The following is a 14,200-nucleotide window of genomic DNA, read 5'->3' as shown; positions in this document are numbered from 1 at the left end:
CTCACACGAGAGAGTAAATTGACACGTTGATGCCGTCAACAGAGTTACACGGAAACAGCTCCATTGACAGAAAGATCCTCCATTCCCCCTCGCGGCATCAGCCGGGACGCTAGGGTCACCCCCGGATGCGTCGGCGCATGGGCGTGACGCTCGGCACGCGCGGGGTGACGATGACGAGTGACACCACGAACGGCGAGCAGAATCGGGGACTTTTCCACGATTTCGGGGCCTTCCAAACGCCGACAACGGGGGACTACACCGCCGTTCTGACGAACGGTCTCGTGTCCCCGGACACCAATGTGCTCCTCAACCTCTACCGGTACACGGAGCAGGCCCGCACCGACCTGCTCGGTGCGTTAGGCGCTCTCGGGGACCGGCTCTGGGTCCCGCACCAGGTGCTCACGGAATTCTGGGCCAACCGTGAGACAGCCATCCACGACGCACGCTCGACCAGTACGAAGGCCGCCCAGGACATGGGCGAGCACGCAAGATCGGCGATGCAGACCCTGCGCACCTGGGCAAACCGTGTGTCGCTGAGCGAGAAGGATCTCGAGGACATCCGCGCTCGGATCACCGAGGTCTTCGAGGAGGCGCAGAAGAAGATCACCGAGGTCGGAGAGGGCGAGTGGCAGAGCATCACCCATGACACGAACGCCGATCCGGTGATCGCCGAGCTGGAACGCGCGCTGGCCGGCCGGGTCGGCGCACATTTCAGCGCACAGGAAGGCGCCGCGCTCCTCGACATGGGCAGGAAGCGCGTCAAGGACCGAATTCCGCCGGGATACATGGACGCCAAGAAGGACGGTGACGGCTCGGTCGGTGACTTCTTCGTGTGGGAGCAATTGCTGCGCGAGGCTTCCGCTCACCGTTGCGACGTGCTCTTCGTCACCGCGGACGCGAAAGAAGACTGGTGGCGCAAGGAACGCGGCTTCAACCGCGGACCCAGACCAGAACTGGCCGCTGAACTGCGGGCGCGGGGCGGTGGACGGCTGTTCCTCCTGTCACCGAAGCAGTTCTTGGAGGTCTCCGCGCCCATCCTGCGTCTCAATCTCCGGGCGGGCTCGGTGGAGGACATCGAGCGGGTGGAGCGCATCGAGGCCGAGGACGCCCACGGTGGCTGGACTGCCGCTGCGATCGAGGCACTCTTCAACGGGCTCTCCTACGAGGGATACGGCAACCGCGTCGACGTCATCCGTCAGGCGGCCGAGAGGAACGGCCGTGTGGAGGCAGCGACGGTCTACGAGATCTGCGACTACGACGCCGACCGCAGCCTGAAGGGCTTCACCAAACCCATCAACCGAATCAGTGGCAAGTTGCAGGAGCAGGGACTCGTCCCGGACTCCGCGGTACCGGTCCTCACCGCCGAGTACGACAACGGCTCGGGCCGTGCCTCCGGCTTCGCGGTCGATCCCCTCCTTGTGCCGCTCATCAACGATCTGGCGGACGACGAAGAGTGACACGCCACACCCCACCATGCCGTTAGGGCGGCGCCCGTGTCCCGGCAGTTCAGGCGGGCACCGGTTTCCACCGGCCTGGGCAGCGAGGCGGGAGTGAGCGACCGAAACAGCGGTGTCGGTGCCTGCCAGTACGCTGCGGACGGAAACTGACCAGCAGGTGCGAGGGGGTTCCATGGTCGACGAGTGTCCGGAGTTCCGGCTCCGGCTGCCGAGCGGTGACGGCATCGGCCGGGCACGCGGAGTGCTCCTGGACGAGACGGGCACCAACGGCAGCCGGAAGTTCCTCGTGCGGGCCGGCTCACCGGTGCGGGACCATGTGATGCCCTCGCTGGGCAAGCACTTCAAGGCACCGACCAAACGCCGTGAGGAACTCCGGGCGCAGGGCGTGCTGGTGCCGTCGGCGCGCTGGCCGGGCTGGCTGGAGCTGACCGAGGACGTGGTGTTCGGCTCCCCCTCCTTCGCCGCCGTCGTGCTGGTCGGGGCGCCGCGCAACGGGTGGGAGGAGTGGCGGACCGAGGACGACAGGCCTCTGTCCGACTTCATGTCCGGAGTGTGGGCGGGCCCCAACCGGTCCTGGCTCGTGCGCGGCTCCAACGTCACCGGCCTGGACCTGGTCCAGCGCCTGTGGCTGCCCGAGGGCCGTGTCACCCTGGCCGCCTCCCGACTGCGGCAGGGCGTTCGGCAGGGCGTCAGCAAGGACGGACTGCGCACGCTGGTCCAGGAGGACTACGAGTCGACCGCCACGTACAGCCAGCGGCAGCAGCTCGTCGAGGACCTTCACGCCTTCCTGTCGCGCATGAAGCCCGGCGACACCGTGTGCACGATCTCGGGCGGCCGGCTGTACGTCGGCGAGATCACCGGCGAGGCCGAGCAGACGGAGTCCGAGGACCGCCGGTCCAACCTGCGCCGGCCCGTGGAGTGGCAGCCCACCGGCTTCTCCTACGACGACCTGCCCGAGGAACTCCAGCAGAAGCTGTCCATCCAGCACGACGTCGTCGACCTCTCCGCCGTCCAGGCCCACATCGAGGGCCTTGGTCTCACCGACCAGGAACTGGCCGAGGAGGCCGGGACGACAGAGCGGGACCCGAGCACGGAGATCCCCGCGCTCGCCGCCCGGCGCGAACTCGAGCTGCCCGAGCCCACGGACGGGCTGGCCGCCGAGTTGCTCGTGCACGACACCGAGTGGCTGCGTGAAGTGCGCGGTCTGCTCTGGGACGAGCGGCAGCTCGTGCTCTACGGACCGCCCGGCACCGGCAAGACCTACCTCGCCCTCAAACTCGCCGAGTTCCTCGGCGGCGGTCCCGAGCAGGTCAAGCTGGTGCAGTTCCACCCCTCCTATTCCTACGAGGACTTCTTCGAGGGGTTCCGGCCGCAGGAGGATCCGGAGACCCGCGAGGTGGCCTTCCGGCTCACCGCCGGGCCGCTGCGCGAGCTCGCCGATCTCGCCTCCCGCGAGGGCAACCGGCACATCCCGCACTTCCTGATCATCGACGAGATCAACCGCGCCCACCTCGCGAAGGTCTTCGGCGAGCTGTACTTCCTGCTGGAGTACCGCAACAAGTCGGTGCGGCTGACGTACTCCGGGGACGACTTCGCGCTGCCGCCGAACCTGTTCGTGATCGGGACGATGAACACCGCCGACCGGTCCATCGCGCTCGTGGATGCCGCGATGCGCCGGCGCTTCGCCTTCGTCGAGCTGTCGCCGCGCGTCGAGCCGACGAGCGGCCTGCTGCGGAGGTGGCTGGAGCGGGAGGGGAAGGACTCCGAGCCGGCGGACCTGCTCGACGCGCTCAACACGCGGATCGACGAACCGGACTTCCGCATCGGGCCCTCGTACCTGATGAAGAAGGGCGTGTACCGGAAGGGCGGCCTCGAGCGCACCTGGCGGACGAAGATCCTTCCGTTGCTCGAGGAACACCACTACGGCGAGGGCGTGGACGTCGAGAAGCGGTACGGGCTGGCGGTGCTGCGGGAGTCGTCGGGGTGACGCCGGTCGTCGAGCTCGTCGAGCACGCGCCGGCGGTCAGCGTGACCCTGCCGGACGGCGTGGGGCGGGCGCTCGCGGCGCTGCGCGTCGTGGACGCCGCGCCGGACCCGTACTCACCGGGCCGCTGGTCGCTGCGGGCGGGCAGCAAGGTCGGGGCCGTCACGCTCACGGTGCCGGGGCACGACGATCCACTCACGGTCCGCGTCGTCCCCAAGGTGCCCGTCGCACGTCTCTTCTTCCTGCTCGGCTACGGCCTCGGTCCCACCGGTGCCTGGCGGGACGGTGAGGTCGAGGTGGCCGAGCACCGGGACCTGTTGCCGGCGCTCGCGCACGCGGTGGAGCGGCAGGTGGACCGGGCCCTGCGGCAGGGGCTGTTGCAGGGTTACCGGGTGACGGAGGAGACCTCGGTGGTCGTGCGGGGGCGGATCCGGGAGGCCGAGCAGATACGGCGCCGGTTCGGGGCGACGCTGCCGGTGGAGGTGACGTACGACGAGTTCACGACGGACATCGCGGAGAACCGGATCCTGCGGGCGGCCGTGGAGCGGCTGCTGCGGCTGCCCGGGGTGCCGCGCGAGGTGCGCCGGAGGCTGCTGCACCAGCGGGCGCGGCTGGCGGACGTCACGGTGCCGGTGCGCGGCCGGCCCCTGCCCGAGTGGCGTCCGAGCCGCCTCAACTCCCGGTACCACCACGCCCTGCGCCTGGCGTGGGCCGTGCTGCAGGACGCCTCCCCGGAGCACGGGCCCGGCGGACTGCGCATCGACGGGTTCCTGTTCGACATGAACAAGCTCTTCGAGGACTTCGTGACCGTCGCCCTGCGCGAGGCCCTGCGCGGGTCGGGCCGCACCGCCCGCTTCCAGGACAGCCACCACCTCGACGAGGCCGCCGCCATCCGCATGCGGCCGGACTTCGTGCTGTACGGGCCGGACGGCGTCCCGTGCACCGTCGCGGACGCGAAGTACAAGGCGGAGAAGCGGGGCGGTTACCCGGACGCCGATCTGTACCAGATGCTGGCGTACTGCACCGCCCTCGGCCTGGACGAGGGACACCTGGTCTACGCGAAGGGCAACGCCTCGCACGCGGCCCACCGGGTGCGCCACGCGGGCATCCTGATCCACCAGCACACCCTCGACCTGGACCAGGAACCGGCGGGGCTGCTCGCCGACGTCGGGGAGGTCGCGCGACGCATGCGGAACGGCTGACGCGACCTCCTGGTTCGACTCCTGCTCCTGCGGTTACCGCAGTTTCCACTCGCCGGTCTTGTCGGCGAACCCGGAGTCCATGGTGAACTGCACGGTGTCGACCTTCGCCGCCTCGGGAACCTCGAAGACGATCCAGCCGAGGCCCTCGGCGCCGGGCTTGAGCTTCAGACCGGAGGCCATGGACGGCCCGGCCGTGATGTCCCCGAAGGTGGCGTCGAACTGCTGCCCCTCGGTGTCGGCGACCTGGGCGCCGTTGGACGGGCTGTCGCTGTAGGCCGCCTTGCCGGTGTTGACGAGGTCGGCCGGCTTGGCGGGGTCGGCGACCTTGACGACGGTGACGTCGAGCTTGCTGCCCTCCTCGAAGCCCTCCAGGGTGAGGGTGTCGCCGACCTTGGCGACCTCGGGAGCCTCGGACTTCTCCTTCGCGCTGTCCTTGCCGCTGTCCGCCCGGGCGGCGGCGTTGTCCTTCGGCTTGTCGACGACGGTGCTGCCGGTGTCGCAGGCGGTGAGAGTAAGTGCGCCGACGGCGGCGGCTACGACTGCGGCGATTCGGATACGGGCGTGCATGGTCCCCCCAAGGGCAGTGCCGGATGTTCACGTACACACCCCGCCACCTCAGTCACGGCGAGGCTGCACGAGTGAACCGCAGGCGCAGCGCGTTGACGATGTCAACGTAAATTCAAGGGGTGTCCACACGGCGAGGTGACGGTCGGGCGGTGCGCATCCGATGCGTGCGATCGGCCCCGGATGGTCCACTCAGGGTCGGGGGACACGTGCCGCAGCTTGCGTTCGCCAACAGCTTCCGGGAGAGCCACGACGTTCCCGAGAAGCCCGTCAAGGCCGGTGTGCGCAAGGCAATTGGTGCGGGTCAGGGACAGTCCGGGGCGTGACGCGGACGGGGTGCGGCTCGCCACGATGCACGCCGTGAAGGGGCTGGAGTTCCGGTGTGTCGCCGTGCTGGGCGTGACGGCCGGTGCGGTGCCGTTCGGACGGGAGGTGACGCCGGCCTCCGTGGACGCTTTGCAGCACGAGTCCGATCTGCTGCGGGAACGGTGCCTGCTGTTCGTGACGTGCACCAGGGCCCGGGAGGCACTCGCGGTGTCGTGGAGCGGAGCGGGCAGCCCGTTCCTGCCCCGGTGAGCCCGGGGTGTCGGCCGCCGCGTCCCGTCAGTCGCCGGGCTCCAGGGCGCCGTTGCCGAGTCCGTCCCGGGCCAGTGCGGCGATCTGCCTGCTGAGTTCGGCCACCCTCCGCGACCGCTCCTCGAACTCCCTGAGTGCGCCGAAGGCCGCTCCGTAGCGGCGCTGCGCCGTGATGTCCATCTGGGGGATGCGGGCGCCCTTGCCGTCGAACCGGAAGGTGCCGCTGGTGGTGGTGGAGCGGCGGCTGTTGGCGGCGCTGTGCAGGAAGCCCTGGAGGAAGTCCGTGTCGAGCTGGTCGCTGACCGAGACCGGTTCCGGGTCCGCGCACTCGACCAGTCCGGCCCTGACGAGGTCGGCGACGCTCACACTGGCCCCGTCGAGGGGGCCGGGTCCCTCACCGGCGACCAGGGTCGGGAGCAGTTCGCTCAGGCGTTGCAGCTGCTCGGCCAACTCGCGGTGCAGGGCGTCGTATTCGGTGACGAAGTCGCGGTGGGACTCGTCGACGTGGCGGCCCGGGGTGAGGTCCACCAGATCGTCCAGCAGGTCGATCTGAGCGACCTCGGCGATCTGCTCGGGGCGCGGCTCCAAGGGCCCGTCCGGGTCGTTGGCCGTGAGGTCGACCATGCGGACGGTGGCGGCGGTGTCGCCCGGTGTCCGTGGCCGCCGCAGCTGCCACAGGTGTACGGGCAGAGCGTGCGCGGCGGCCGTGCCCGGGGGCAGAGCGGTGACCTGGGTCAGGATGCCGCGGCGGACGAGCTCGGCGCGGATACGACGGCCGGCCTTGCGGTAGGCCACCGACGCCGGCATCACCATGATCACCCGGCCACCCGGCGCGGTGTGCGCGTAGGCGTGCTGCAGCCAGGCGAGCTCGCCCTCGGCCCGGGAGGGCGTGCCGAACTCCCAGCGCGGGTCGAGGAGCAGGTCCTCCCGCCCCCAGTCGGTGTCGCTCACCGGCGGGTCGCAGACGACGAGGTCCGCCTTGAGGTCCGGCCACCGGTCGGCACGCAGGGAGTCGCCCTGCCTGACCTCGACGGGAGCCGGCTTCGCGAGCTCGGCCCTCCAGCGCGCGAACCGTGCGCTGTGGGTGTCCACTTCCTGGCCGTACCGCCTGCTGCCGCGGTTCGTCCCGGTGGTCAGGAGGAGGGTGCCGATTCCGCAGGCCGGGTCGAACAGCACCGCGTCGGGCGCGAGGTCACCGACGCCGTGCCGGACGGCGCGGATGACGCGGGGCGAGGTCACCTGCTCGGATCCGGCCCGCCGCACGGACTCCGTGAACCGCTCGGCCAGCCCGTTCACCACGTCGGCCGGGGAGCTCTCCTCCGCCATGCGGCGGGCCAGACGGACAGCCTGCTCCGGCGGCACGGACGGCTCCTCACCCCCGGGGACGGCGAGGGCCTGCGCGACGTCCGCGAGCCCGCCGAGGATGTCGTCACCGTAGGCTCCGCGCAGCACCTGCCACAGCTGGACCTCGTCGGTGACGTCCTGTCCCTTGTGCTGCTTGTCCAGCCACGCCTGCACCTCGGCCAGGTCGTAGAGAGGGCTGTTGGCCCCGCCTCCGGCCGGAGCGGGGAAGTCGTCGTACCGCCGCCTCCAGTTGGACACGGCGGCCCGGGTGACACCCGCGATTCGGGCGATCTCGGAACCGGTTACCAGCGGGTTCGTCGGAGTGGCCGGGGTAGGTGGCATGCCACCTACCGTACACAGCCCGCCTGCCCGCCTCAACGCAAGGCGACCGTTGACGACGTTAACGAGACATATCTCCTCTCAGCGCTCCAGTAGCGCTCCAGCCCGGTTTCGTACTCCGACGTGGGTGCAGCGCCTGTCCGTGAGTGCGCACATGAGCTGCCGGAGTCGAGCGCCTCGGGTCGGCGGGAAATCGGGCGCTGCGGGATGGCCCGTCGTGGGGCCAGGAGCACGGCCACAGGGCTCCGGCACGTCCCCAGGAGGACCGGGAGGACCGGGAGGACCGGGAAGAGGGAACGACGGCGGCGGCGCGGACACCCCACGCCGAACTCCCCTCACCAGCCCCGGACACGCGGTCCCGGCATGCAGACGGTGGCCGGGCCCGACGGCGGGTCCGGCCACCGGAGTTCTCAGCAGGTGATCTTCAAGTCCGCCCAGTCGGCGTGGTCGTACTCGTTGCCGTCGCCGCCGTCGGTGACGACCAGCGTGACGGTCCGGGCGCCGCTCACCTCAGCGGTGAGTTGCTGCGCGTCCTGGGAGTTGGTGAGGAGACCGGTGGCGGCCACGCGCTCGCCGTCGGCGCGGATCTCGAAGGCGACGGTGCCGCGCGCACCCGTCTCGTCGTCGAGACCGACCAGGGCCGTGACCTGCTCGCAGCGCCCCGCGGTGAAGTACTCGACGCTGCTGTGGGCGTGCACGCCCAGGCCCTTGCCCCAGGCGCGGCCGCCGATGGTGAGCGTCCCGCCGTCACCGGCCGCCTTCTCGCCGTTGCTCCGGTCCTTCTCCACCGGCCCCCAGCCGTTGACCGCTGTCAGCGGTGTGAGGTCGCTGAGGTAGGTGGTGCCGTCCTCCGGCGCGACGGACACCTTCACCTGGACCGGGGAGACGGAACGGACCTCCCGCCCGGACGGCGTGCGGTACGTCGTGGTGAGCTTCAGCTCGTAGGTACCGGGGTCGGCGCCCTCCGGAACCCTCGCTCGCCACGTGGTCCGAAACTCCGCGCCACCACGGAGCAGCGGGCTCCCGGGACGGGAGTCAGCCTTTATCCGCCACCCCTCGGGGCCGGTCAGCGCGACGGAAACGGAGTGCACCGGGCGGCGTCCGAGGTTCGCGGTCACCGCGGTGAGCCGTGCGCCGTCACCCGCCTCGGTGATCGCGACGCCGCCCGCTCCGGAGTCCACGGCGGGCGGCAGCTGGGCCCAGCCGCGGTCCGGGCCCACCCGCACCAGCACGGTTCCGTGTCCGGGCACGGTCGCGGAGATCTCGCCCGCCGTATGGGTGGAGCGGTGCTCCCACAGGTCCCGCACCCGGTAGCCGGCCGCGTGCGGCAGGCCGACCGTACGCGCCGTGGTGGAAATCCGCTGCGGCCTGTCGCTCTCGTTGAACAGGGCCACCGCGCGACTGCCGTCGGCCAGTTCCTTGACCACGACCCAGCGGCCGTCCTCGGAACTGATCACCTTGCCCTGCTTGCCCAGCTCGTCCTGGTCGACGGCGATGACCTCCTCGTTGGAGAGGATGTCGAAGGCCGACTGCGGCGCCGACCGGAGGTCCGCGCCGATGAGCAGGGGCGCGGCCATGACCGACCACATCGAGAAGTGGGTGCGGTACTCGGTGTCGGTCATACCGCCGTTGCCCACCTCCAGCATGTCCGGGTCGTTCCAGCCACCCGGGCCCGCGTACTCGTCGAGAGGCAGGTTCTCCTTCATGATCGACAGCATGGAGTCCCAGTCGTCACTGATGTCCCCTGTGGTGCGCCATGACTGCCCGACGCCCCTGGCCCATTCCCAGGGCTTGTTCTCACCCCACTCGCAGAGGCTGTAGAGGATCGGACGCCCGGTGGCCTCCAGCGCGTCGCGCATGGTCGTGTAGCGCTGCTTCGCGTCCACGCCCTCGTTGTTGCAGTTGTCGTACTTGAGGTAGTCGACACCCCAGTCGGCGAACTGCTGGGCGTCGCTGTACTCGTGGCCCAGTGCGCCGGGGAAGCCGATGCTGCTGCACGTCTTCGTTCCCGCGCTGGTGTAGATGCCGAACTTCAGGCCCTTGCCGTGCACGTAGTCGGCGACGGCCTTGATGCCGTGGGGGAACCGCTCCGGATCGGGCACGAGCTTGCCCTCGGCGTCGCGCTGGGGCAGAGCCCAGCAGTCATCGAGGTTGATGTACACGTACCCGGCGTCCTTGAGCCCCTTCTCCACGAAGAGGTCGGCCATGCCCTTGACCAACTCCTCGTCGAACTCCGCTCTGCAGTGGGTCGAGTTCCAGTTGTTGAACCCCATCGGTGGTGTCAGTGCCAGGTGCTCGTCGATGCCCGCCGGGGCCGCGGAGGAGGCACGGGCTTCCTTTGGAGCTTCCGCGGCCGACGCCGGTGCGCCGAGCGCGGTGGCGCACAGCAGCCCTGCGGCGAGCGTGGCGAGCGCAGTGCGTACGGGAGTGCCGGACCGGGTTCTCCACCCGGGAAAGTGAGCCATCTGTATGTCTCCCTCGTCAGGCGTCCTGAATCGTTCCCCTGGTGCGACTGCCGAGTGAAGAGGCTACGGGCTGTTGGACTTTGTTGGAAGAAGTTCGACAACGAGCGTTCTTTCAACCGTTCCGGAGAGACCGTCACAGGCCACACCTTCATGGGCGTGCGCCTGCACGACCCGGTGACCGGCCGCTCCCTGGCAGCCTCGGCACCGACCGGCATTCGTACGCGCACAGACTCTCCGCCACCGGCTCCGGCCTCACCCACCGCCGGAACCACGCCGCCGGCCCCACCTCCCCTCACGTCAGGAACCGCGCCGGGTTCCGCAGCGCCCCCGTGTTCCCAGCGCCTCCTCCACCCGCTCCACGAACGACAGGTCCGACATCCACCGCCCCGACTCCACCGACTCCACCGAGTGCTCGGAGAACCGGACCAGTTCCCCGAACTGCGCCCGGCTCAGACCCGCGTGCTCGCGCAACGCCTGGACGACCGCCCCGAACATCCGCAGGCTGTCCGACGGATCCGGCTCCCGCTCACACTCCCCACCCGTCACCGCCGGCTCGACATGGTCGGTCGTCGTTCGAGGCCCACCTCCAGGCACTCACACGCCGGCTCCCTCCGTGAAGACACTCGGAGCACCTCAAAGGACACTCGTACAACCCGCCGACCGTGCCCGTACGCTGACGCACCGTACGGGCCGCGCGCACGGAACGAGATCCGGGTCCGCCCCCCATCCGCACCAGAGAACAAGAGCGCCCCCGTGAACCCGTACCACACCACCCCGCTCGCACCCCCGTCCCGGCCCCGGTGGAAGACCACCCCGCCCTGCTCGGCCTCCTGGCCCTGGTAGCCCTGATCGGGGCACTGAGCTCCGGGCTCGGCCTTCTCGTGACGACCGCCTCCATGGTGGCGGTGTAGGTCCTGCCCGCGTGGCGCTGGTACGCCCGGCTCGGCACCGCGGTCGGCGCGTTCTTCCTGCTGCTGATCAGCGCGGGCATGAGCGGGCAGCTCGAAGAGGCCACGGCCGAAGACCCCGACCCGCCCCACCTTGCGGAAGTCTTCGGCCTCGACGACAAGACCGTGATCCGCTACGCGAACTCCGCTCGCGCTCTCATGGAACGGTCCCCGGAAACCGACCCCGCGACTTCACCACGAGCCCACGGATCAAATCCTTGACACTGGGGGCACCGGCCCCCGGGTCCACTCCCAACAGCCTCCAGCTTCACGAACTCACGGAGGCGAGGGGGTCAGCGGGCGGGTGGGACGAACTCGGGCTGGTCGAGCAGACGCAGCCAGCTTCCGTCTGGCTGGCGCCGGACGACCTGCGCCCGGGCACCGGCCCCGTCCTTCGGCGGGGTCGAGGTGAGGGCGATGTCATCGCTGATCAGCGTCGGCAGCGGTTGTTCCGGCTCGAAACGAGGACGGTTGGCCAGCACCTTCTCCCACAGCGCACGAATCGCCTCCCGGCCCACCGTCCGGTCGCCGGGCGGGTAGGCCATCACCGCACCCTCTTCGTAAAGTGCGGCGACCCCGGCCGCGTCACCGGCGTTGGATCGTTCGACGAACAAGCGGGTGATGTCCTCGGGCCGCATGGCCTTCTCGTACTCCGGCATGGGTTCCTCCTGACGTCGGACTTCGGCGCTTTCCAGCGTGGCCGCCCACCGGCCAGAAGTCCAACAGATGGATCTCATGGAAGCTAGAATCCACAGTCATGGAGCTGAGGCAACTGGAATACTTCGTCGCGGTCGCCGAGGAGCAGAACTTCACCCGGGCGGCCGAGCGGGTGCACATCAGCCAGTCCGGCGTCAGCGCCCAGATCCGTCAGCTGGAACGGGAACTCGGTGCCGAGCTGTTCGACCGGTCGGCCCGCACCGTCACCCTCACCGTCGCGGGAAAGGCCGCACTCGGACACGCCCGCGCCGCACTCGCCGCTGCGGAGGCAGTCGGCCAAGCGGTGGGTGAGGTGACCGACCTGATCCGGGGGCGGCTCACCGTCGGGATGGTCATGGGCTGCACCCTCACCCCGCTGTTCGACGCCCTCGCCGCGTTCCACCAGGCACATCCCGGTGTGGAGATCTCACTGCTGGAGGACAGCTCCGACCGGCTCGTCGAGGGAGTGCGCACCGGCGCCGTCGACCTGGCACTCATCGGGACCTCAACCGCCACCCCCGACGGGCTGGACGCGCTGACCATCATCAGCGAGCGGCTCGTCGCGGCAGTCCCGGCCGGACACCCCTTGGCGAAACAGCGGCGGGTCACCTTGCGCGACCTGATCGCCCACCCGATCGTGTGCATGCCGCCCGGCACCGGCCTGCGCGCGGTATTCGACCAGGCCTGCGCCGCACAGAACCTCCAACCCACGATCACTCTGCAAGCCGGCGCCGCGGACGCCATTGCCGGCCTTGCCGTCCGTGGGCTCGCCGTCGCCGTCCTCAGCGACTCCATGGCCGCGCGCCACCGTGACCGGCTCACCGCCCGCACCATCGATGACGTCGATACACCCGCGTTGCTCGCCCTGATCTGGAAGAGCACGCACAGCCCAGGGATGCGTGAACTGCTCGTGCACAGCCGGCAGGCATTCGCCAAGCCCGCCCCCGCGGCTTCCGGGTCTGTGTAGCCAACGGCGGAACTCCGCCGGATTTCCTGAGGACCGGCGGCCTCCCGGGCGCGTCGCCGGGGCCGTCCTCGCCAGGCTGCCGACGAGAACGTTGCCGGGGCCTTGGATCATGCTCCTCATGGACGATGCCTTCACTCTCCTTCGGCAAGCGACTGATCTGCTCCCCGAGGGTGCCCGGACCGAAAACGGCGTGACGGTCGACGATGTGCGCGCCTACCAACGGCACCAGGAGTGGGAGTTCGTCCTCGACCTCCTGATGGAGATCGCGAACGAGCACCCTGCTTCCTTGCGAGTCTGGTCGCTACTCGCGGACGCCGCCCGCCAGATGATGCTGGAGCGCAGCGCCGCCTGGTGCGAGTGGCGGGCCCGGGAGATGGAGCATGGCACGTTCCGGGCCAGGCTGAGCCTGCTGAGCACGGAGGAGGGCGGACGTCGGACCGCGTTCTCAGGGCAGGGGCAGCTACGGCCGCTCTGGGACATCGGCAACCGGGCGCCCGATGGCGGGCAGGCAGTGAACGTTGCGCAACTGTGGGTGGAGGGTGCGCCCGGGCTGGCACCGGGAGAAAGCGCGACGGTCCGTTTGGCGCCGCTCAGCCCCGAACAGTGGCGCCATGTCCAGCCCGGCGACGTGATCACCATGCACGAGGGCGGGCCGGTCGTCGGCACGGCCACGGTCATCGAGGTCGCACCGCCTTCCGGCGCTGAGTACGAGGGAGATCTGTAGGCGCGATCCGCCGTAACGCCCGTGTGCGCCGCACCGTCGCCACACCCGGGCTGGAGGCGGCCTCCCAAAAAAGCTGAACCATATGCGCTGGTTGCCGAGCCCGCGCGAGTGGTGGCGCCTGGCTTACCGCCGTGCTGATGGCCGCCCGCTCCACGAGGGCCGGTTACCGGTAGTAGTTTTTCTCGAACTTCGGCCATCCTGATGAGGACGTCGAAAAAGGTATCGTGCTGCCGTGAAGAAGCCGCGCTGGTGGTCTGTGATCAGCTTGTGGGCTGTGTGGTGGGCAGCTGTCACCGCTGTTCTCTGGCTCTTGGTCGAGATCCTCGGTGAGTCAGCGAGCCTTGCGGGGTGCGCGGCGAGTGCTGCGCTGGTGATCGTCGTGGGTGAGATCGGTGACCGAATGCGGCGCCGCTTCTTTTCTCGCCGCGAGGTGGGCTGATCAGACGGCCTGTGCAAGCCGGTCGGATCGGGTAGCCGGCGGTGGGCCGGACGATGGTGATCGCCGGTCGCCCGCGGCATGGCAGAGGAAATGACACGTCCCGAGATCAGCAGTGGCGTGCGGCGGGTGTCGCGCGGCGAATGGACGCCGGAGTGCGCCCAAGCAGGTTGCTGGATGTCCGGGTCAAGTGGGCCCGATCGGCGAAGCCCGCCTCGGCCGCGGCCCCGGCCACTGATGCGTGGGGCAGGTGGGCGACGGCGTGCCGCAGCCGCCCCCATTGACGCAGGCGAGCGAGTGGGACTCCCACCGACTCGCGGACCAGGGTGCGCGGCCGTGGCGGCGACAGCCCGACGTCGGCGGCGATCGTGTGAAGGGAAACAACCATCGTGAGGGTCGGCTCCATGCACTCGTTCAAGGGCCCGGCACTGCTCGTGCAGCCCGTGGGGGCCGTCTGACTGCCGACAGGCCGTGTCGCTCAGGAGGTGATGGGTACCTG

11 protein-coding genes and 2 pseudogenes are annotated in these 14,200 nt (G+C 69.9%); 7 read left to right on the top strand and 6 right to left on the bottom strand.

Going from position 1 to position 14,200, the window contains the following annotated elements:
- Nucleotides 1-137: 137 nt before the first annotated feature.
- From ACVW19_RS29450 to ACVW19_RS29440, 3 genes are all read left to right on the top strand, one after another.
- On the top strand, nucleotides 138-1,457 hold the full coding sequence (locus tag ACVW19_RS29450) for a PIN-like domain-containing protein (protein ID WP_457463177.1): 1,320 nt from the start codon (nucleotides 138-140) through the stop codon (nucleotides 1,455-1,457).
- 172 nt (nucleotides 1,458-1,629) lie between these two features.
- Entirely contained in the window at nucleotides 1,630-3,444 is a 1,815-nt protein-coding gene (locus ACVW19_RS29445; protein WP_457463176.1) for a DUF4357 domain-containing protein, read from the top strand.
- Nucleotides 3,441-4,643, top strand: coding sequence for an McrC family protein (locus ACVW19_RS29440; RefSeq protein ID WP_457463175.1), 1,203 nt, complete (start codon nucleotides 3,441-3,443; stop codon nucleotides 4,641-4,643). Before ACVW19_RS29445 ends, ACVW19_RS29440 begins: the two co-directional genes overlap by 4 nt.
- A gap of 33 nt (nucleotides 4,644-4,676) precedes the next feature.
- Here ACVW19_RS29440 and ACVW19_RS29435 read toward each other — a convergent pair whose 3' ends face one another.
- Nucleotides 4,677-5,210, bottom strand: coding sequence for a DUF4352 domain-containing protein (locus tag ACVW19_RS29435; RefSeq protein WP_457463173.1), 534 nt, complete (start codon nucleotides 5,208-5,210; stop codon nucleotides 4,677-4,679).
- Nucleotides 5,211-5,501: 291 nt separating this feature from the next.
- Between ACVW19_RS29435 and ACVW19_RS29430 the strand changes: the two are divergent.
- Nucleotides 5,502-5,783: pseudogene (locus tag ACVW19_RS29430) on the top strand (3'-5' exonuclease); the annotation flags it as partial.
- Nucleotides 5,784-5,810: 27 nt separating this feature from the next.
- Here ACVW19_RS29430 and ACVW19_RS29425 read toward each other — a convergent pair.
- The 4 genes and pseudogenes from ACVW19_RS29425 to ACVW19_RS29410 form a co-directional block, all read right to left on the bottom strand.
- Nucleotides 5,811-7,469 (bottom strand): N-6 DNA methylase, encoded by a 1,659-nt coding sequence (locus tag ACVW19_RS29425; protein WP_457463171.1) that lies wholly within the window; start codon nucleotides 7,467-7,469, stop codon nucleotides 5,811-5,813.
- Between the two features lie 407 nt (nucleotides 7,470-7,876).
- Nucleotides 7,877-9,931 carry an NPCBM/NEW2 domain-containing protein gene (locus tag ACVW19_RS29420; protein WP_457463169.1) on the bottom strand — a complete coding sequence of 685 codons (2,055 nt, stop codon included), beginning with the start codon at nucleotides 9,929-9,931 and terminating at the stop codon, nucleotides 7,877-7,879.
- 193 nt (nucleotides 9,932-10,124) lie between these two features.
- A pseudogene (locus tag ACVW19_RS29415) lies at nucleotides 10,125-10,477 on the bottom strand (helix-turn-helix domain-containing protein); the annotation flags it as partial.
- A gap of 694 nt (nucleotides 10,478-11,171) precedes the next feature.
- On the bottom strand, nucleotides 11,172-11,537 hold the full coding sequence (locus tag ACVW19_RS29410) for a YybH family protein (RefSeq protein WP_457463167.1): 366 nt from the start codon (nucleotides 11,535-11,537) through the stop codon (nucleotides 11,172-11,174).
- A gap of 98 nt (nucleotides 11,538-11,635) precedes the next feature.
- On the opposite strand from ACVW19_RS29410, the gene ACVW19_RS29405 reads away from it, so the two are divergent.
- From ACVW19_RS29405 to ACVW19_RS29395, 3 genes are all read left to right on the top strand, one after another.
- Nucleotides 11,636-12,541, top strand: coding sequence for a LysR family transcriptional regulator (locus ACVW19_RS29405; RefSeq protein ID WP_457463165.1), 906 nt, complete (start codon nucleotides 11,636-11,638; stop codon nucleotides 12,539-12,541).
- Nucleotides 12,542-12,659: 118 nt separating this feature from the next.
- Entirely contained in the window at nucleotides 12,660-13,265 is a 606-nt protein-coding gene (locus ACVW19_RS29400) for a hypothetical protein (RefSeq protein WP_457463163.1), read from the top strand.
- Between the two features lie 232 nt (nucleotides 13,266-13,497).
- The gene (locus tag ACVW19_RS29395; protein ID WP_457463162.1) at nucleotides 13,498-13,704 is read left to right on the top strand and encodes a hypothetical protein; all 207 of its coding nucleotides are present in this window, start codon (nucleotides 13,498-13,500) and stop codon (nucleotides 13,702-13,704) included.
- Between the two features lie 106 nt (nucleotides 13,705-13,810).
- Here the strand turns inward: ACVW19_RS29395 and ACVW19_RS29390 are convergent, their stop codons facing one another.
- Entirely contained in the window at nucleotides 13,811-14,089 is a 279-nt protein-coding gene (locus tag ACVW19_RS29390; RefSeq protein WP_457463161.1) for a helix-turn-helix domain-containing protein, read from the bottom strand.
- Nucleotides 14,090-14,200: the final 111 nt, after the last annotated feature.

The organism is Streptomyces sp. TE5632 (assembly GCF_054061295.1).
This window is presented reverse-complemented; position numbering and strand designations above follow the sequence as displayed.